This is a genomic window from Sulfurospirillum diekertiae (assembly GCF_002162315.1).
Classification (GTDB): domain Bacteria; phylum Campylobacterota; class Campylobacteria; order Campylobacterales; family Sulfurospirillaceae; genus Sulfurospirillum.
The window spans coordinates 524918-543691 of record NZ_CP021416.1; the positions used below are offsets into that span (position 1 = coordinate 524918).

The 18774-nt window shown below is 38.4% G+C and carries 18 protein-coding genes and 1 pseudogene; 8 read left to right on the forward strand and 11 right to left on the reverse strand.

The genetic code is table 11. From position 1 onward, the window contains the following. Window position 1 precedes the first annotated feature (1 nt). On the forward strand, window positions 2–751 hold the full coding sequence (locus Sdiek1_RS02710; RefSeq protein ID WP_087437788.1) for an EI24 domain-containing protein: 750 nt from the start codon (window positions 2–4) through the stop codon (window positions 749–751). On the opposite strand, the gene Sdiek1_RS02715 is transcribed toward Sdiek1_RS02710, so the two are convergent. From Sdiek1_RS02715 to rho, 3 genes are all read right to left on the reverse strand, one after another. Further along, the gene (locus tag Sdiek1_RS02715) at window positions 748–1242 is read right to left on the reverse strand and encodes an asparaginase domain-containing protein (protein ID WP_087437789.1); all 495 of its coding nucleotides are present in this window, start codon (window positions 1240–1242) and stop codon (window positions 748–750) included. The two genes, Sdiek1_RS02710 and Sdiek1_RS02715, sit on opposite strands and share 4 nt — an antisense overlap. A gap of 2 nt (window positions 1243–1244) precedes the next feature. Beyond that, window positions 1245–2921 carry a DNA polymerase III subunit gamma/tau gene (locus tag Sdiek1_RS02720; RefSeq protein ID WP_087437790.1) on the reverse strand — a complete coding sequence of 559 codons (1677 nt, stop codon included), beginning with the start codon at window positions 2919–2921 and terminating at the stop codon, window positions 1245–1247. A gap of 163 nt (window positions 2922–3084) precedes the next feature. Further along, window positions 3085–4500 carry a transcription termination factor Rho gene (gene rho / locus Sdiek1_RS02725; protein WP_192866764.1) on the reverse strand — a complete coding sequence of 472 codons (1416 nt, stop codon included), beginning with the start codon at window positions 4498–4500 and terminating at the stop codon, window positions 3085–3087. Window positions 4501–4700: 200 nt separating this feature from the next. Between rho and Sdiek1_RS02730 the strand changes: the two genes are divergently transcribed. The 4 genes from Sdiek1_RS02730 to Sdiek1_RS02745 all read left to right on the forward strand — a co-directional run bounded on the left by Sdiek1_RS02730 (window position 4701) and on the right by Sdiek1_RS02745 (window position 10614). Next, window positions 4701–5378, forward strand: a complete 678-nt coding sequence (locus Sdiek1_RS02730; RefSeq protein WP_087437791.1) for a di-trans,poly-cis-decaprenylcistransferase — start codon at window positions 4701–4703, stop codon at window positions 5376–5378. Between the two features lie 126 nt (window positions 5379–5504). Beyond that, the gene (locus Sdiek1_RS02735; protein ID WP_087437792.1) at window positions 5505–8558 is read left to right on the forward strand and encodes an EAL domain-containing protein; all 3054 of its coding nucleotides are present in this window, start codon (window positions 5505–5507) and stop codon (window positions 8556–8558) included. Between the two features lie 79 nt (window positions 8559–8637). Next, window positions 8638–9969 (forward strand): hydroxylamine reductase, encoded by a 1332-nt coding sequence (gene hcp / locus Sdiek1_RS02740; protein ID WP_087437793.1) that lies wholly within the window; start codon window positions 8638–8640, stop codon window positions 9967–9969. Window positions 9970–10104: 135 nt separating this feature from the next. Next, the gene (locus tag Sdiek1_RS02745) at window positions 10105–10614 is read left to right on the forward strand and encodes a lipocalin family protein (RefSeq protein WP_087437794.1); all 510 of its coding nucleotides are present in this window, start codon (window positions 10105–10107) and stop codon (window positions 10612–10614) included. An 88-nt stretch (window positions 10615–10702) separates the two neighbouring features. Here the strand turns inward: Sdiek1_RS02745 and Sdiek1_RS02750 are convergent, their stop codons facing one another. The 7 genes and pseudogenes from Sdiek1_RS02750 to Sdiek1_RS02770 all read right to left on the reverse strand — a co-directional run bounded on the left by Sdiek1_RS02750 (window position 10703) and on the right by Sdiek1_RS02770 (window position 16170). Next, window positions 10703–12100 carry an McrB family protein gene (locus Sdiek1_RS02750; protein ID WP_087437795.1) on the reverse strand — a complete coding sequence of 466 codons (1398 nt, stop codon included), beginning with the start codon at window positions 12098–12100 and terminating at the stop codon, window positions 10703–10705. Between the two features lie 214 nt (window positions 12101–12314). Beyond that, window positions 12315–12593 carry a 5-methylcytosine restriction system specificity protein McrC gene (locus tag Sdiek1_RS15475; RefSeq protein ID WP_369688501.1) on the reverse strand — a complete coding sequence of 93 codons (279 nt, stop codon included), beginning with the start codon at window positions 12591–12593 and terminating at the stop codon, window positions 12315–12317. Continuing rightward, the gene (locus tag Sdiek1_RS02755; RefSeq protein ID WP_238099117.1) at window positions 12580–13464 is read right to left on the reverse strand and encodes an McrC family protein; all 885 of its coding nucleotides are present in this window, start codon (window positions 13462–13464) and stop codon (window positions 12580–12582) included. Before Sdiek1_RS02755 ends, Sdiek1_RS15475 begins: the two co-directional genes overlap by 14 nt. Window positions 13465–13555: 91 nt before the next feature. Further along, window positions 13556–14431, reverse strand: coding sequence for an ADP-polyphosphate phosphotransferase (locus Sdiek1_RS02760; protein WP_087437796.1), 876 nt, complete (start codon window positions 14429–14431; stop codon window positions 13556–13558). A gap of 78 nt (window positions 14432–14509) precedes the next feature. Beyond that, a complete protein-coding gene (locus tag Sdiek1_RS15720) occupies window positions 14510–15184 on the reverse strand; it encodes a cytidylate kinase-like family protein (protein WP_501207406.1) in 675 nt (224 codons plus the stop codon). Between the two features lie 69 nt (window positions 15185–15253). Further along, a pseudogene (locus tag Sdiek1_RS15725) lies at window positions 15254–15801 on the reverse strand (YczE/YyaS/YitT family protein); the annotation flags it as partial. Window positions 15802–15954: 153 nt separating this feature from the next. Next, window positions 15955–16170, reverse strand: coding sequence for an RNA-binding S4 domain-containing protein (locus Sdiek1_RS02770; protein ID WP_087437797.1), 216 nt, complete (start codon window positions 16168–16170; stop codon window positions 15955–15957). A 128-nt stretch (window positions 16171–16298) separates the two neighbouring features. On the opposite strand from Sdiek1_RS02770, the gene Sdiek1_RS02775 reads away from it, so the two are divergent. From Sdiek1_RS02775 to Sdiek1_RS02785, 3 genes are read left to right on the forward strand one after another with little or no spacing between them, the layout of a single operon-like run. Continuing rightward, entirely contained in the window at window positions 16299–16799 is a 501-nt protein-coding gene (locus Sdiek1_RS02775) for a QcrA and Rieske domain-containing protein (RefSeq protein WP_087437798.1), read from the forward strand. After that, on the forward strand, window positions 16796–17977 hold the full coding sequence (locus Sdiek1_RS02780; RefSeq protein ID WP_238099119.1) for a cytochrome b: 1182 nt from the start codon (window positions 16796–16798) through the stop codon (window positions 17975–17977). The genes Sdiek1_RS02775 and Sdiek1_RS02780 overlap by 4 nt, the downstream gene beginning before the upstream one ends. Next, the gene (locus Sdiek1_RS02785) at window positions 17944–18216 is read left to right on the forward strand and encodes a hypothetical protein (RefSeq protein WP_087437799.1); all 273 of its coding nucleotides are present in this window, start codon (window positions 17944–17946) and stop codon (window positions 18214–18216) included. Before Sdiek1_RS02780 ends, Sdiek1_RS02785 begins: the two co-directional genes overlap by 34 nt. 22 nt (window positions 18217–18238) lie before the next feature. Here the strand turns inward: Sdiek1_RS02785 and hemJ are convergent, their stop codons facing one another. Continuing rightward, window positions 18239–18751, reverse strand: coding sequence for a protoporphyrinogen oxidase HemJ (hemJ, locus tag Sdiek1_RS02790; protein ID WP_087437800.1), 513 nt, complete (start codon window positions 18749–18751; stop codon window positions 18239–18241). Window positions 18752–18774: the final 23 nt, after the last annotated feature.

Below are 18774 nucleotides of genomic sequence, written 5' to 3' on the forward strand. Positions count from 1 at the left end.
GATGATACAGCAAACACCCAAAACGAATATTTTTACATTGGCTCTTGGAGATACCTTTTCTCCAAGAGTTTTGCTCGTTTCTCTCCTCTCTTTTATTTTCACACTCTTCGTCTTTATAGGTGCTATTTGGCTTATTTTTGGAGGTGTTGGCGCTTTGTCCGCATGGATTGCACAGAGTTTACAGAGTTTTGAAGGTAGTGTGGAACAGAGTTGGTTTTTGAGTATGATTTCGCTTCTCTTCATTACCAAAACGATTGTAGCCATCCTCTTTTTCTTTACATCTGCTATGGTCGTTTACTATCTTTTTCTGATGGTCTATTCGGTTATCGTTGGACTATTTGCAAGCTATTTTATCAAAGAGATAGGTACACTCTATTATCCCAGTGTGGCATTTCGAGGCATTGGTTTGCTTAGTTACGTGTGGATAGTGCTTAAAACGCTTTTGTGGACAACGTTGATGTTTTTACTGCTCTCACCTTTGATTTTTATTCCACTCTTTAACTTTGTGCTTTTAGTGCCTGTGTTTTATTTGTTTCATAAACTTTTGGTACTTGATGTTGCTTCAATGATTAATTCTAAAGAAGAGTATTTGTCGTTAAAGAAATTATACGCGGGGCAAATGAGAGGGATTTCTTTGATCTGTTTTGCACTAACAGTGATACCTTTTTTAGGTGTTGTGATTTATCCCTACTATGTGATTGTAATGAGTCACTTTTTGTTTCGTAAAACAGAGGATTTCCGAGCCCTTTAGCAGAGCTCAAAAATCCCTTTTTGTCTATTTTTATAGATATTTCCATGGCTTGCAATTGCCCCATGCATGGCAAGATTGACCCCGTTTTTTTCTCGGCACATTAAGTCACCCAAAGCCATCATGAAATTGCTTGTTGCTTCAACGGTATCAATACTGAAAGGTACCATGGCACCTGTTAGGGTAATGATCTTATCTTTTACATGTAACGCTAAAAAAGTAGCGGTAACATCCATGGTATCAGTACCATGAACGATTAAAATTTTAGAACACTTTGAAGATTGAATGGTTTTTACAATCAATTCACGATCATCTTCGCTCATCTCTAGACTGTCTTTATGAATGATGTTTAAAAGCTCATACGAGGTATTGTAACAGTAACGTAAAATGGACTCTACTGCGATGCCATCTTCTGGAACTTCAAGCTCACCTTTGAGAGGATTGTAGCGTTTATTAAATGTGCCACCTGTGTTAATAATAAGGATTTTTTCCATCGTCAAACCTTTTGGTGAATTTGAATCTTTTGAGGGTCAAAAAGCTCCGTTGCTCTTTGAACAAAAGGAGTATTGAGGACTTCTTTAGCATCAATTTCACGTTGACCTGCCATGATCGCACCTGCGGCACAGCTGTCGCTTTGAGGGGCACCTTCAAACTCCACACTTTCAATCATTGAAGAGCTTTGATCGTTTGCGCTTAGTTCTGCTTCGCTCATTTGTAATTCATAATTAGGATCAAATGAAGGCTCAGGTTTTGATTCAGGTGGAAGTACATGCATTTTAGTAATTTTTATTTTTGTTTCCAGTCCAAAAAGCTCTTGGACAAAGTGCTTGATAATGCCATAATTGGTATTCAGCGTTTTACTCGCTTCTCCTTCGGCACTTGAACTGAGCATAAGCTGTTCTTCTGAAAAACTATCAAACTGAATATGCTTTTTAAAACAATCACCCAGCTCTGCATTACGATCGAGCAATTTATCGCACAGACGGGCAAAAAGCATCTCAGAAGTGACGCCTTGATCTTTTACATGTAAAGACGTTTCTTCAGCTTCTGCAGGCGTTGTTGGTGCTTCTGAAACATCAGTTTTAGCATGGGCTGTTGTTGGGAGACGAAATTTTTCATTTTCAAGTGAGTCGATCATCTCTTCAATCGTTTTAATATTGGTTGCTTCAATCATCTTAAAGAAGATCAATGAGAGCACAAAGCCGTTATTGGCATTGATGTATAAAAGACTTTTGGCTTCACTGAGAATCTTAAAGAAACGTTCATATAAAAGCGTTGAAAAACGGCGATCTTGGGCAAAAAAGGCATTTTTAAGATAAGCGATTAATTCATCAATGACGATCTCGCACTCATAACTTTCGAGCTCTTTAATAATGCTTAGCATCTCACTTTTATTGCCACTTAAAATCGTTGTAAAAATTGTTTCAAGTTGGTTTGGATCTAAAAGACCAAGCATTGTTGCCACATTTTCAGGTGTGATATAGCCCTTTGAAAAAATGATTGCTTGATCCATGAGTGTCAGTGTATCACGCAATGAACCGTTGCCTGCACGAGAAAGCATCTCCAATGCCTCTTTTTCATATTCAATATTTTCAAGATGAAGAATATGGCAGAGATGATTGACGACATCACTTTGCTTAATCTGTTTAAAACGGAAGTGTTGAGCCCTTGATAAAATCGTTGCAGGCAGTTTTAAAGGATCGGTCGTTGCCAAAATGAATTTGACATAACTAGGAGGCTCTTCCAGTGTCTTTAAAAGTGCGTTAAAGGCTTGAGTAGTGAGCATATGGACTTCATCAATGATAAAGATTTTAAAGCGTGCGCTAGTAGGTTTGTATTTGGTGCTCTCGATGAGTTCGCGAATATCATCAATACCACGATTGGATGCCGCATCCATCTCAATGATGTCAATATGACGGTTTTCATTCGCACTAATGCAATGTTCACACACTTCACATGGCGTAGAGGTTGGACCTTGGTCACAGACAAGAGCCTTAGCAAAGATGCGTGCAGTGGATGTTTTACCACTCCCCCGTAGCCCAGAAAAGAGGTAGGCATGAGAGAGCCTATCTTGGTTAAGTGCTAAACTAAGCGTTTGAGTGATTGATTCTTGACCGATCAACTTATCAAACGAAGAGGGGCGGTATTTGAGAGCAAGTACTTGATGTGACACGTAAAGACCTTTATCTAATTTATAACCAATTTTACACTATTTCGAGATTTTTTCCAAAACCTCATTCTGCCAACATCATTGGCAATCTTTAGTGTCATAGTGGCTAACTCAATCAAAAAAGTTTTGCTTTTCTGACGTTCTGAACTAGACTTTTAAAAAAAGTCTAGTCATTCATAATAGAGAGTAGTTCTTCATTGTCCTTGGTTTTAAGCATTTTTGCATACAAGAATTTAAGTGCTTCAATGTCATCCATTTGGCTGATAGCGCTTCTAAGAGCCCAGATTTTTTGAAGACGATCAGGAGTAAGAAGAAGCTCTTCTTTACGTGTTCCTGATTTCATGATGTTAATCGCTGGGTAGATTCTTCGATCTGAGATATTTCTATCAAGAACAATTTCGCTGTTACCGGTACCTTTGAACTCTTCAAAGATAACTTCATCCATTCGACTACCTGTCTCAATCAATGCGGTTGAAATAATCGTCAAACTGCCGCCATTTTCAATATTTCTTGCAGCACCAAAGAAACGTTTTGGTTTATGCAATGCGTTGGCATCGACACCACCACTTAAAACTTTACCACTTGAAGGAGTAACGGTATTGTAAGCACGTGCAAGACGGGTGATCGAGTCTAAAAGGATAATGACATCTTTGCCCATCTCAACGCGACGTTTAGCTTTTTCAATGACAAGGTTGGCGACACGAACATGATTGGATGCTGGCATATCAAACGTAGAGCTATAGACCTCACCTTGAACACAGCGTTGCATGTCGGTCACCTCTTCAGGTCTCTCATCGACAAGCAGAACAATGAGTTCAGATTCTGGGTGGTTACGTGCGATGCCATGAGCAAGCTCTTTCATAAGTTCGGTTTTACCACTTCTTGGAGGGGCAACGATCAACCCACGTTGACCTTTACCGATTGGGGTAAAAAGATCCAGTACACGACCGGTGATTTTCATTGGATCGTATTCAAGTTTGATTTTTTCAGTTGGGTAAAGGGGTGTTAGGTTTTCAAAAAGAGGGCGTTTTTTGCTCTCTACAAGAGGAAGATAGTTGATGGCTTCAATTTTAAGAAGGGCGTAGTAACGCTCTTGATCTTTGGGAGGTCTCACTTGTCCTGTAACGATGTCACCGGTACGAAGCGCAAATTTTTTAACTTGGGTACTGCTAACGTAGGCATCGTTGGCGCTGTCGGAGAAGTTGGCATCCGTAGCACGTAGGAAACCATACCCTTCACCCGCAATCTCTAAAATACCCGTAAACAGAATGAATCCACCTTGGTTGACTTGAGATTTTAAGATCTCAAACATTAAATCTTGACGTTTAAGTTCATTGGGGTTTTCAATGCCAAGTTCAGCAGCAATCTCTAAAAGTTTTTCAAGTGGCGTCGTTCTTAGACCCTCAATTTTGTAGCCATCTACGGGAATATGGGTTCGTGATTTGTTATAGTGTGTTGGTTTTGCTTGTACGTTTCCATTTGTATTACCGTTGGGTTGGGTTGTATTCGCGCAGGGTTGATTGTTTGAGGTGGGAGTGTTTCCGCTCATTGTGCCTTCTTTGTTGTTAGTTTGATCGTTCATGAAGCTAGAGTCTCTTAATATGGTGAAAGATTCCCAAAGATAGAGTTGCTTGAGTCGATTGTTATGAGACTACTTTGTGAGAATTTCTAAAAAGTAGTGATGGTGTAATTTTAGTCAAAGTGGCAAGATTTGTCAAGGTGGGCTAAAGAGAAAAAAGATAAAATGGCGCTCATAAATTGTAAGCTCAAAAGAAGTAAAGAATGAATGATTTAGTGCATTTGGCAATTATTATGGATGGCAATGGCAGATGGGCGCAGCGCCAAGGAAAAGAGCGCTCTTTTGGACATAAAGAAGGCGCTAAAAAAGTACGAGAGATTACCAAATATGCTGCAAAGATGGGTATTAAATACCTTACACTCTACGCTTTTAGCACCGAAAACTGGAATCGCCCCAAAGCCGAAGTAAGCGTTTTGATGAAACTGCTTTCCAAGTATTTGCACAGCGAAATTCCTATACTTCTTGAAAACAACATCTGTTTTGACGTGATTGGCGATATGAGCAAACTTTCATCCTCTTTGCAAAAAGAGATCGCTTATGCTAAAGAAGCAACAAAACATTGTTCTGGACTGAGACAAATTTTGGCGATCAACTATGGTGCCCAAGATGAGATTCTTCGTGCCATCAATAAATCTTTACATGTAAAGGGTGAAATTACCAAAGAGATCTTAGAATCTCACCTCGATACAGCAGGTATTCCTTCTGTGGATCTGCTTCTTCGAACAGGGGGAGATTGTCGTCTTTCGAACTTTTTGTTGTGGCAATCTGCGTACGCAGAACTTTTCTTCACAAAAACCTTATGGCCTGAATTTTCAATGGGAGAATTAGAAGCCATTATTTCCGAATATAAAACATCCGAAAGACGATATGGCAAAGTTTAGCCAAGAAACAAAAACATGACATTTTAAAAATGGTATAATTAGAAAGAATTACAAATATCAATAAACAGAATAGTGCTATACTAATGTGAGAAGTTTTGATAATTCGTTAAACTATAGTGAGTTATCATGAAAAAAATAATTTTAATTGTCTTATTTTGCTTATGTCAATATGTAAGTGCTGAAGAGGCTCTTCGTCTTGGAATTTTAGCGTTTCGCCCAAAAGAGCAGGCGCTACTTCAGTGGCAACCTTTTGCAACTTACCTTCAAAATGCTATTGGGAAACCTATATCCCTTCACATCTATAATTATCCAGAATTCACACAAGCGGTTGCCAATCATGAGGTTGACATCATCTTGACCAATCCAGGGCATTACATCGTTTTAAAAAATAAGTTCAAACTCTCTGCACCTCTTGTTACTCAAATCACACAAAAAAATAATTTTACACTCACCCAATTTGCAGGAGTAATGTTTACACGTCACGATTCACCTATTTTAACATTACATGATATGGAATATAAACAGATCGCAGTAACCGATACCAATTCTCTTGGTGGGTATCAGATGCAAGCCTATGAGTTGGCAAACAGCGGTATTGACCCTCATGATACGCGTTTAGTCATAACTGGAATGCCACACGACAAGATTATTGAAGCGGTACTTTCCCATAAAGCCGATGTGGGATTTGTGCGTACGAATGTCCTTGAAGATATGATTCATGAGGGGAAATTAGCATTATCTGATATTAAAATTATCAATGAACAAAAAGATTTGAACTTTCCTTTTATTCACTCAACAAAACTTTATCCCGAATGGCCTTTGGTCGTTGTCCCGGGGTTTGATGAGCATATTGCACGTACCCTAACCGTAGCGCTTTTAGCGTTGCCATCCCAGAGTGAAGCAGCTACCCGTGCTCAGATTTATGGATTTACGGTTCCTGCGGATTACAAGGGGGTAGAAGATGCGCTGCGAATGCTTCGTGTACCACCTTTTGAAGAAGCGCCTAATTTTACCTTAGCAGATTTTTGGTCACGATATTCTAATTACATCACAGGGATATTAACTGTTTTCCTTGTTTTTCTTATGAGTATTGGCGCGCAGTTGTATAGGCAAAACAAACAAATACGTCAAAATGAAAAATACCTACTTTCGGCTCAAGATAGCTTGCAAAGTACCTTAGATGCCATTCCTGATGCTCTTTTTGAAATGAGTTTAGAGGGTGTTTATTTTCGTGTGGGAAGAGCGCATGCTCATTTTTCTTCTATGTTGGAAAATTTTATTGGTAAAAATGTGAATGAGATTTATCCAAGTCACGTTGCCCTTGTTTTTATGGAAGCATTACAGGAAGCCAATAAAAAAGGGCGTGCTTTTGGGTTTCAGTATGCTTTAGAGGGAACTCATAAACTCTTTTGGTTTGAGCTTTCGGTCTCTAAGAAAAAAGAACCCCATAAAATGGCACATTTTATTGTGTTATCGCATGATATTACCGATCGTAAAGAGACAGAAGCAAAACTCAAACTCGCCGCAAGTGTGTTTACGTATGCTAGGGAAGGTATTATGATTACCAATGCTTCAGGCGAGATCGTTGAGGTTAATGATACCTTTACATGTATTACAGGGTATACCCATGAAGAAGTTATTGGGCACAATCCACGCCTGTTAAAATCGGGAAGGCAAGGAGACTCTTTTTACAAGCAAATGTGGCAGTCGCTCCTTGAAAAAGGGCATTGGTATGGTGAAATCTCTAACCGCCGTAAATCGGGTGAAGTTTATATTCAAATGACCAGCATCAGTGCGGTTTATGATGAAAAAAGGGTTATCCAGTCATATGTTGCCCTTTTTACAGATATTACAACGATGAAAGAACATGAAAAGCAACTTGAATACATTGCCCATTACGATGCACTTACTTCCCTCCCGAATCGTGTTTTATTTGCAGATCGACTCAGACAAGCGATGGTACAAACAGAGCGAAGGAAAAAAGAGTTAGCGGTTGTTTATTTGGATCTTGATGGTTTTAAGGCGATCAATGACCAATACGGGCATCATATAGGCGATGAGCTTTTGGTGATTATTGCAGAACGTATGGAGGAGGCTCTTCGTCAGGGCGATACGATATCAAGGCTTGGTGGCGATGAGTTTGTCGCTGTCTTGACAGATCTTGAAAGCTTAGAAGAGTGCAGACCTATTTTAGATCGTCTTTTGCAAGCAACATCAGACCCTATTGTGATCAATGACAACATTATCCAAGTCTCTAGTAGCATCGGTGTGACGCTGTACCCGAAAGATGGTGTGGATGCAGAACAGCTTTTAAGGCATGCTGATCTTGCAATGTATCAGTCTAAACAGTCGGGGAAAAACCGTTACCACTTCTTTGATATAGAGTATGACAAGGCGATCCAACAGCAAAATGCAAGTCTTGGAAATATTTTATCGGCGATTGCAAACGATGAGTTTATTCTCTATTACCAGCCCAAAGTGAACCTTAAAACACATGAATTGATCAGTGTTGAAGCGTTGATACGGTGGCAACACCCTGAAAAAGGCTTTTTGCTTCCACATGCTTTTTTGCCGATTGTAGAAGATCATGTACTGAGCATTAAATTGGGTGAGTGGGTCATTGAGCGAGCATTTAAACAGATGAGTGATTGGATCAAAAAAGGATTGCCTCTTGCTGTGAGCATTAATGTCGGTGCAAGACAACTTCAAGATGCAAACTTTACGGATTATCTACAAACCATGTTGTTTCGTTATCCGGAGGTGCCATCGCATCTTATTATATTAGAAATTTTAGAAACCAGCGCACTGGAAGATATGGTGCATGTTTCGCAAATCATGCATGCGTGTAAAACCTTAGGCGTTCGTTTTGCCCTAGATGATTTTGGTACGGGGTATTCGTCGCTCAGTTATCTTAGAAAATTGCCAATCGATATTTTAAAAATCGACCAAAGCTTTATCTGCAATCTTCTACATGACCGAGATGACCTTGCCATTGTTGAAGCGATTGTGGGCTTAAGTAAAGCGTTTGATCTGAGTGTTGTTGCCGAAGGTGTTGAGACGCAAGAACATGCAGAGCTTCTCTTAAAACACGGCTGTGAGTTAGCACAAGGCTACGGCATCGCACGCCCAATGCACCCAGATGCTATCATTGATTGGAAAAAGACCAGTTCTTACATGTAAAAGTCTTGATTGAGATCAATCAATGACATCATTTTGTCCTCTTGCTAAGATACGGGAAATTTTTCAAAGAGGATAAAAAATGTCTTTAAACATGTTATGTGATCAATGCTCTATGAGTGCCATCGGTGGCTGCGGCTCAAAAGGTCAAGATGTTGGAACGTGTGGCAAAGATGCCAATTTGGCGAAACTTCAAGACATCATGATTTACGGTCTTAAGGGTTTAAGTGCGTACAGAACGCATGCCAATGAATTTGGTGCTAATACCAAAGAAGTCGATGACGTCATCGCACAAACACTTTACTTTACCCTCACCAATGTCAACTTTAACTTTGACGATCACATCGCTCAACTGATGAAAATCGGCTCTGCAGGTGTTAAAATGATGGACATCTTAAGTGATGCACACATCTCTCACCTTGGCGTTCCAACGCCTGTTCAAATCAGTCAAAACAGAGCTGAAGGTAAAGCGATCTTGGTCAGCGGTCACAATCTTGATATGTTCTTAGAGCTTTTGAAACAAACCGAAGGTAAAGGCATCAATATTTATACGCATTCAGAAATGCTTCCAGCACATGCGTACCCAGAGCTTAAAAAATACCCTCACCTTAAAGGTAATATCGGTAAATCATGGTTTGATCAAACGAAACTCTTCGAGCAATGGGGCGGAACTATCATTGTCAACACCAACTGTATCGTTCCTCCAAAATCAAACGCAACCTATGTCGATAGACTCTACACCTATGACATCGTCGGCATCAAAGAGGGCAAAAAAATCCACAATAACGACTTTAGCGAAGTTATCGCTCAAACATTGGCACTTCCTGATGTAACAGGTTTTGACAGTGACGAAACGCTCGTAACAGGTCACCACTATAAAACCATCCTCGGTCTTGCGCCTCAAATTCTTGAAGCGGTACAAGCGGGCAAAATCAGCCAGTTCTTCGTCATCGCGGGTTGTGACGCTCCAGGAAGTGGTGGCGAATATTACAGAAAAATGGCAGAGAGCTTACCAAATGACTGCGTCATCTTGACATCAAGTTGCGGTAAATTTAGATTTAACGACATCGACTTTGGAACCGTTGCAGACACAGGCATCCCTCGTTACCTCGACCTTGGTCAATGCAACGACAGCAATGGCGCTGTACACATCGCACTAGCCCTTGCAGGCGCACTTGGCGTAACCGTTCACGATCTCCCTGTTTCGATTGTCTTGAGTTGGATGGAGCAAAAAGCAGTTCTTATTCTTCTAGGACTCTTTAGCCTTGGCATTAAAAATATCTACCTAGGACCAAAACCACCACAATTTGTCAACGACGACATCTTCGCGTTCTTGCAAGAGAACTTTAACTTGCATTTGACGGATGATGCGGCAAGTGACGTGGAAAAATTGTTGCTTAAAAAACCTGCGTAAGGTTTACATGTAAAGATGGGGAAGCCTTGAGAGAGGCTTCTCTTTGTCTTTACATGCATCAATTAAACCCAAAATGAGAGTTTAGAAATAGTCTTTTGAGTGTATACTTTTAACATTACTCAAAAGGGAGTCATTATGTTCAAAATGTTCATCACTTTCATCTGCTCCTTCGTTTTTCTAGGCTGTGCCAAACACTATGCACCCCTTCCAACGGTTGAAAAAGTTGATCTAAACCGATACCTTGGCACATGGTATGAGATAGCACGGTATGACCACTCATTTGAAAAAGGCTGTACGAACGTATCGGCGACATATGCGTTAAATGACGATGGAAGCATAAATGTCCTCAATCAATGCACAAAAGAAGATGGAACGCATAAAGAAGCCAAAGGCATAGCTTACGCAGTAGATGCAACAAATTCAAAATTAAGAGTGAGCTTCTTTAGACCTTTTTACGGTAATTATTGGGTGCTGATGTTAGATGAAAACTACACCTACGCGCTCATAGGTGAACCCAGCCGCGAATACTTATGGATACTCTCTCGCTCAAAAAACATCGATGAAGTAACAAAACGTCAGATTTTAAATAAAGCAGCGGAATGTAATTATGATACGAGTAAGCTTCTTTGGGTGAAGCAGGAGTAAGGGGAATTACTGTTTAAAAAACCTGCATAAATCTTTATATGTAAAAATGGGAAGATCTTCTATTTTTATGAAGTTAAAATAATTGGCTTTATTCCATCTCTAAAATATTTATCGCTTTTTGATAATTTTCAGTATCTCCGTAAAAATATTCTTCTAGAAGTGGTTTGATTTTATAGCTTTTGACAAAATCTAAATCCATATTTTGCATAAAATAACTATGCCCTAACATATAATCTTCTCCAAGTGTTTCTTTAATAAGTTGGTTGAGTTCATCCATCAAAGCTTTTGATTCCGAATGCGTAACTAATGAAGAATTAGGCTTCATTTTCAAAAAAGTAAACCTTCGTCTTAATGCTATGTCTATGGTTGCAATAGATTTATCCGTTGAGTTCATAGTCGCTATGATATAAAGATTTTCAGGGATTAAAAAAGGCGTTTTTGAATAAGGCAGAGTTACTTCATACTCTTTTTTCCCTCGTTTATCTTCTTCAATAAGTGTAATGAGCTCTCCAAAAATTTTAGAGATATTTCCTCGGTTGATTTCATCGATGACAATGTAGTAATTTTTCCGTGCTTCTTTTCGTTTTTGAATAGTATTCACATTCAATGTTTTTTCAAATTCTGCAATTTTTTTATAAATCATAAAATAATACCTAGCATTTCCATGAGTACTCTTTTGAGATTCGTAAGTTGGTTTTACATCTTCATAAGATTTTATATTTCCATTTTTAAACTCAAGATAATCTCTTTTTATAATATCTGGAGTCAGTCTTTGTGTATTTGATTTGATTGAGCCACCTAAAACAAAAGCTCCTCTATCATTGATACTTTCTATAGTAATTTTTTTATCGATAAAAAATTTTTCTTCTTTATCTAAACTATCTTGAACATGATTTGTAAATTTTTGAATCAATTCATCAAAATTGAGCTGCTTTGCATCTTCATTAATTTGGCTATTTTCCAAATTTTCTTTTGCTTTGTCAGCTATTCTTTTAAAAATACCACCTTTTTTATCAAGTTCAATATCTCCATTTTCATTAGGTCTAAATCCTTCAATGAAATCTTCATATGAATAATTTTGATGAAAGGTTACGAACTCTATTCTTTTTTCATTTTTTATAGTTTCATATAACTCGTCAATACTTCCATCTTCGATTTCATCATTCTTATTATTAATGACAAAATCAAAGATTTTACTTTCAGTAAAATCTCCACCTTCAATTAATGCAACAAGTTTTTTACAGTTAAAAGTTTTACCAACGCCTGGAGCACCATAAAGCATTATATTTTTTATATTCATATTTTTGTTCTCCATATAAGTCTTATTAATAATTTTTTCTAAATATTTGGTATCTTCATCTTCAATATAACCAATGCTTCTAGTTGTTTTTTGATTTAATTTATTTGCATCAATACTAAAACCTTGATCTAGAATTTTTAAGATTTCAATTTTTATGACCTTGAATAAAATCTTTATCCCGAGCAATGTCAGTCTTTATTTCTCCTAAAAATTTAGCTTTTGCAAATAATCTCTTTACCGTACAAAAAATAAATAATTTCATTTAGGTTTAATCTTGTTGAATCTCTTTGTATTAAAAAAATAGGAATTATCTCGATTCGGTAAAATATTTAAGAAGAATTTTTGTGTTTCTTCAAAAGTCTCAAACCCTTTGAGCTTAGTAGATAACCTAAAGATAATGTTACTCATTTATTACCTCTATTCTTTTTTTGATTTCATTGATAAAGTCATTATAGATAGTTTTTTCAGAATTCAACTCAAGACTTCTCAATTTTAAGATTACTTTTTTATCGTTGATTCCTAGCATATCTTTACTGTAGATTTTGTCTAAATGTTTTGGATATAAAAGCATCGTAGTATCAATATCTTTAAAATTATTAGCATACACATACATTTGGTATCTATCATTTCTACTTGCTATACTATTTGCTTTTAATATCTTGTATTTACAATCTATTATTTAAATTTTTACTTTTTACGATAATATCTGGCTTTAAATTTAATCCACCAAAGGATATATAACCATTAGGTATTTCTACATCATCATATTTTTCTTTTAAAATTCTTGCAATAAACTTCTCAAATAGAATATTCATATCAAATAAAAAAGCAAATGACTTTTTATCTTGAGAAAAAAGTGGAATGGATTGTTTTAAAAGTAATAGTGCAATCTCAAAGCTAGTTTTAAATCTTTGAGTTAGTCTATTGAAATGAAAATTCAATGTATTTATATCGATGTGTTTATATTCAACTTCATCGAAAATGAGTTCACATTGTTTTAATAGTTTTTTGTCGTCTACAAATTTTTGAAAAAATTTAACTGCATACAAAAAGAATTGATTCAAACTGTTATTTTCACAAAATTCGTCATATTGGCAATAGATTTTATCTTTTGTGAAGTTATATTTTAGATTTTCATTGATGAGATATTTGCCTTTTAAAACTCTTAGATTGTTCTCTTGAGTAAGATATTCTTTAAAAATTCCTTTTTTAAGTTCTTTTAAAAGATTTTGGGCAAACATTTGAATAAAAATTTCTAAAATAGTATGTTTTTGATTCTGACAAGAAGCAATTTGTTCATTTGAGAGTTTTATATTATAGGCATACATCAGCATGTATATGAAGATATTTAGATTTTGCTCATCGTTTTTATTGGCAATTTTGGGCAAAATATAAAAGTCTTGATGGTTGAAATTCAAAATCCCACAATACTGTGCAGCTTTTAACGTTTTCCAATCAAGAGTAAAATATTTATGTAATGCTTTATTGTCAATAATATGTTTACATAACTCTTTATGTGTTACTTCTTTATATTCATGGATGATTTGCATATGTCAATTATACTTAAAATCTACAATAAAAATTTTAATGCCTTGATTGAAATTAATCAATAAAAGACAAGACTAAATTTTTTATCTATCTCTATTCATCTTCAACCAATCTTTTACGAATCACCTTCAACTCTTCTTGACGTTTTTCATCCGCTTCGGGGTAGTGCATATCAAGCGCTTTGAAGGCATCGAGAAGAATGTTGGAGATGATGAGGCGAGCATTTTTTTTGTCGTCTGCTGGGACGATGTACCAAGGGGCATGTTTGGTGCTGGTGGCGCCAAGACACGACTCGTACGCGTGCATGTACTCTTTCCAGTATTTTCGCTCTTCAAGATCGGCAAGGCTAAATTTCCAATTTTTATTGGGTTTGTCGATGCGTTCCAGAAAGCGTTTTTTCTGCTCGTCTTTGGAGAGGTGGAGGAAAAATTTGATGATTTTCGTGCCGTTTCGGTGGAGATGGCTTTCCAAATCTGTGATGGAAGCGTAACGCTCTTTCCAAATACTCTCTTCATCCAGCAAGCTATCGGGAAGTCTTTGTCCTTTTAAAATCTCAGGATGAACCCGAACGATGAGCACTTCTTCATAATACGAACGGTTAAAAACGCCGATCTTTCCGCGTTCGGGTAGCACGCACGTCGTACGCCAGAGAAAATCATGCGCGAGTTCTGTAGCCGCTGGGTGTTTGAAGCTGAAAACCTGACAGCCTTGTGGGTTGATGCCTGAGAGAACATGGCGAATAACGCCATCTTTGCCCGCCGCGTCCATTGCTTGAAAGATCAGTAAGACAGCGTATTTGTTGGAGGCATAGAGGAGTTGTTGCAGGTCGCTTAAGGCTTCGACACTTTTTTTGAGCGTCTCTTCGTACTCTTCTTTGGATGTGTAAAATTCTTTAACAAGCGTAGGCCATTTTTTAAGCTCAACTTTGGTGCCCTCAGGTACGAGAAAATCTTCGGTTTTGAGTTTCATCATTTACCTTTGTCTTTACATGTAAAGTATACGAATGTATTGTATCGCTTTTTAAAAAAGACTTTACATGTAAAGAGTTTAGTGCGTAAAATCTTTGAGTAATTCAATAATTTTTTGAGCCGCTTTTTCGGAGCCGTATGAAGAAGCATCAAGTGTAACATGGTAGTTGGTCGCATCCTTCCAGTCTTTTTTTGTGTAGTGAAGACAGTAATTAGCACGATTTTTATCAGAAATTTCCAAGTCTTTATCGGTACACGGTGGAAGTGCTCCGTATTTTTCATTGATCTTTGTTTTACGATACTCTTTGTTTGCGTGAATGAAAACATTGAAACAATTGGGGTCGTCTTTTAAGATAAAATTGGCACAACGTCCGACAATCACACACGCACCTTTGGCACAAATATCGCGGATAATCTTACTTTGCACCATAAATAAAACATCAGCAGGCGGGAGTTGGTTATCCACGTAAGCGTAGTTTTGCTCGTAGAGTTCATACAACAATTCATTGGCTAAATGCTGTTCATTGGCTTGAATATACGCAGCCGTATACCCAGTCTTTTCTGCTGTGAGTTCAATGAGTTCTTTATCGTAAAAAGGAATGCCAAGCTCTTTGGCAATAAACTGTCCGATCTCATGTCCGCCACTGCCGTATTCTCGTGAAATCGTAATCACCAACGCGTTGATACTTGCCGTTTCTTGCGGGCTTTGCGTTTGAGCAGCGGTGTATGTCCCCAACCATTGTTCGACAATCACTAACTTGGTACTGTAAAATTTAATCAACGCCCCAACGAGCAATGCCGCGACAATGCTACCTTCACGTATACCTTCTAAACGCTGTAAAAAGGTAAAAGAGCTGATGACACCTATGATGACCATTGAACTATCTAGGCTGATTTTGACTTTACCAAACTCTTTGCGGTAGGTGTGCGAAATAGCAACCGCCAAACCATCGAGTGGCAAATAGGTCAAACGTGTTTTTAAGAGTAAAAAGATGCCAAATGCCAGCACACTGCACGCCACTAAACACCAAAAAACTTGTGCCACATAAGACGTCGGGTTTAACGTGGAGAGCAGATACATCGTAAAATCAATGCAGTACCCAAAAATGATCACGGAAGGGAGTTGAACAAGCTCTGTATCCATTGGTAGTTTTTGCGCAGAACCGCCATTTGCATAGCAATAAAAATGAGGTTGAGCAAAATGGTCAATTCACCCAAACTCAGCGGCAACGTTAAGCTGTACACGTACGGCACACACGAAATCGGTGAAACACCTAAATTGGCTTTAACCGATAATGAAACACCTAACGCCATGATGAATTGCCCTAAAATAAAAACGACAATGCGCTTCGTCATATTTAACGTTAACATAGTTTAGTAATCCTTCATTGATGCAGTAGCGACAAAAACGTTTATGTGAAAACGGTTGGTTTTTGAGGGTGCATAGTAGTGTCTAAAACGAAGTAGGTACTATACTACAAACTCAATGAGAGGGAGAACTTTTTGAGCTAAACGCTTCATATTTTACTTCTGAGGTGCTTCCATTTCGATGATTTCATCATTGATGGAAATAATCTCGCCAGCAACGATTTTAGCGCGTTTTCTTGTCTCCACTTCACCGTTTCGTTTCACGTGTTCTTCTTCGATGAGCATTTTAGCCTGCGCACCACTTTCCGCAACGCCTGTCACTTTGAGCAGTTTAAATAATTCGATGAAGTCATCTTCTAGTTCAAATTTCATTTTCAATCCTTTGTTTACGTGCAATAATATCCGAATCCATCTTTACATGTAAACCTTCTCAAACCTCTATTGATGAAAGTTTTTGGTAAAATAGTCACACACAAAGTGGGGCATAAAGGAACAGTGGAATGGATAGAAACCGAAGGGTGGTGAATTACTCGCTCTTAGCATTGGCGGGAACGGGTATGTATTTTAGTGTCGGTACGATGTTCCAAACCTTAGAACCACCCAAAAAAGCGCGACTGGATGCGGCGACTTTTATAGACACTACAACGTTACCTCTGAATGAGATTTCCTATTTTATGTGGCAGAAAAAACCGCTTTTTATCCTCAAAAAAGATGCGTCGATGATGCTTGATACAAAGCGAGACATTCACATTGGCGAGTATTATTACACCTTAATGGTGGGGATTTGCACCCATTTAGGCTGTGTGCCAAAGTACGATGCGACGCTTAAACGCTTTGTTTGTCCGTGTCATAATGGGCAGTTTGACTACAATGGCAACGCGCTTGCAAGTCCTGTCACAAAGCCCTTGGTGATTCCGCCGTTTAAACTGAACAATGAAATGATTATTGTCGGCGAAGTGGGTGAGGCGTACCTACAATTGATGGAGGCATCAAAAGCATGAATTTAAAGCTTAAAAACTTCAATATTTTACTCTACACAGGCGCCATCATGGTGGTTTTGTGCCTTTTGCTATTGTGTTCAGGCATTTTTCTGGCGATGCACTATATTCCCGATGCGGAGAAAGCCTTTGAAAGTGTCCATACGACGATAATGCAGGAAGTCAATTACGGCTGGCTGTGGCGGAAAATTCATGCGCTTGGCTCAACCTTTTTCTTTTTACTGCTCTACATTCATTTACTCGGCATGCTCTATTTTGGGTTTTACAAACATGGAAAAACGAAGTATTGGTACAGTGGTATGGTGCTCTATTTTTGCTGTATGGTCATCGGTTTTACGGGGTATGTGCTTCCGATGGGGCAGATGAGTTACTGGGCGGCGCAAGTGATTACGAGTTTGCTTGAGTATATCCCCGGAGCGGGAGAAGACATCGTGCTGTGGGTTCGAGGCGATTTTAGCGTGAGTGGCATCACGTTATTGCGCTTTTACACTTTGCACATTGTGGTGATGCCTATGGCAATTTTAGTGATGATACTCGTGCATTCGGACTTTATGAAGTGGTACGCAACGACGAAGTTTTCATGGACACGCAAAGGTTTACATGTAAGCAAAGAGGAGCGCTATAGCAAACACGATAGTATTCCCAAAGCGCCAAAACCGTTTTTCTCCAATGCCGTTTTAAAGCCACTGTTGGCATGTACGCTCTTTTTGGCACTCTTTTTTTATTGCGTCTTTTTTCATGATTATTTAGCGTTTGATGCGCTCAATCTCACCCCTGCCAATCCAAGCGATACACCTGCACACATCTACCCTGAGTGGTATTTTTTATGGATGTTGCAACTGCTTAAGAGTTTTTTCTTTGACATCGGGATGATTAAAGGTTCGTACATCGGCATGTCATCTTTAGTGGTGGTCAATGTGGGGCTTTTACTCATGCCACTGTTAGATAGAAACCCTCGTCGCATTCCCGCACATCAGCGCCCTTACTTTTTAGTGTGGTTTTGGGCGTTGGTTGTGTCGCTCATAGCACTGAGTATTTTAGGAAAATTGCCAAGTTCGACACTTACTTTGTGGATTGGACTGTTTTTTTCCACCGTATTAATGGCACCTTTTTTTCATTTTGCCATTTCTTTCTCGAAAGGAGTCTCATGCCAAATCTTAAAATTTTTGCGGCAATCGTAGTGTGCGTTTTTGTACTTGTTGTGGGGCTTGAGTGGTTGCCAAAACAGTATGCCCCTCAAACGAATGCCGTTGTCATGGAGCAGACGCTTACTGCGCCAACGAATGAAGAAAAAGCGATCTACGAAAAAGAGATGAGCAGGCGTGATGAGATGGGGTATAGTATCGTGGGGTATTTTCTTTTGCTCTCGGCATTGTTGTACCTTAAAATTGTTCTGCAACGCTCCAAGTCAAGTGAGTAAACAAACGCTTTACATGTAAAGATTAAGGCTTCTTTTTTCCATCCAAAATTACGTCGATAATCATGGCAAAAATGCCTAGTGTAATGAGTGTAAATGCCCATGAAAAGCTCTTCGTGACTACATACCCGACAATCAAAATAGCCAAAGCCGTAGGGACTTCGTTGTAAGCTCTAAAAAATTTTCCACTTTTCGTGCAGGTGTCATTGGCAAGCTCTAAACGGTACTTTTCCAATGAAAAAGAGTAGAGGGTGAGGGCAATGAGTACCGTAAACTTTGCATAAATCCATCCACCGCTTGAGAGTAGTTGCGGGTCAATAAGAATCATGCTAAGACCACTTATCAGTGTTGCCCAAAAGGCAGGAAAACCGATGTATTTATAGATTTTATATTCTTGAATTTTCACAACTTCCACAAACGCTTTTTTTTCAGCATGTTCCACATGATAGACAAAAAGCCGTGGCAAGTAAAATAACATCGCCATCCATGACATGAGCGCAATAACATGAAACGCAAGCAACCATTTATAGTGATCCAATATTTATCCTTTGACATTTTACA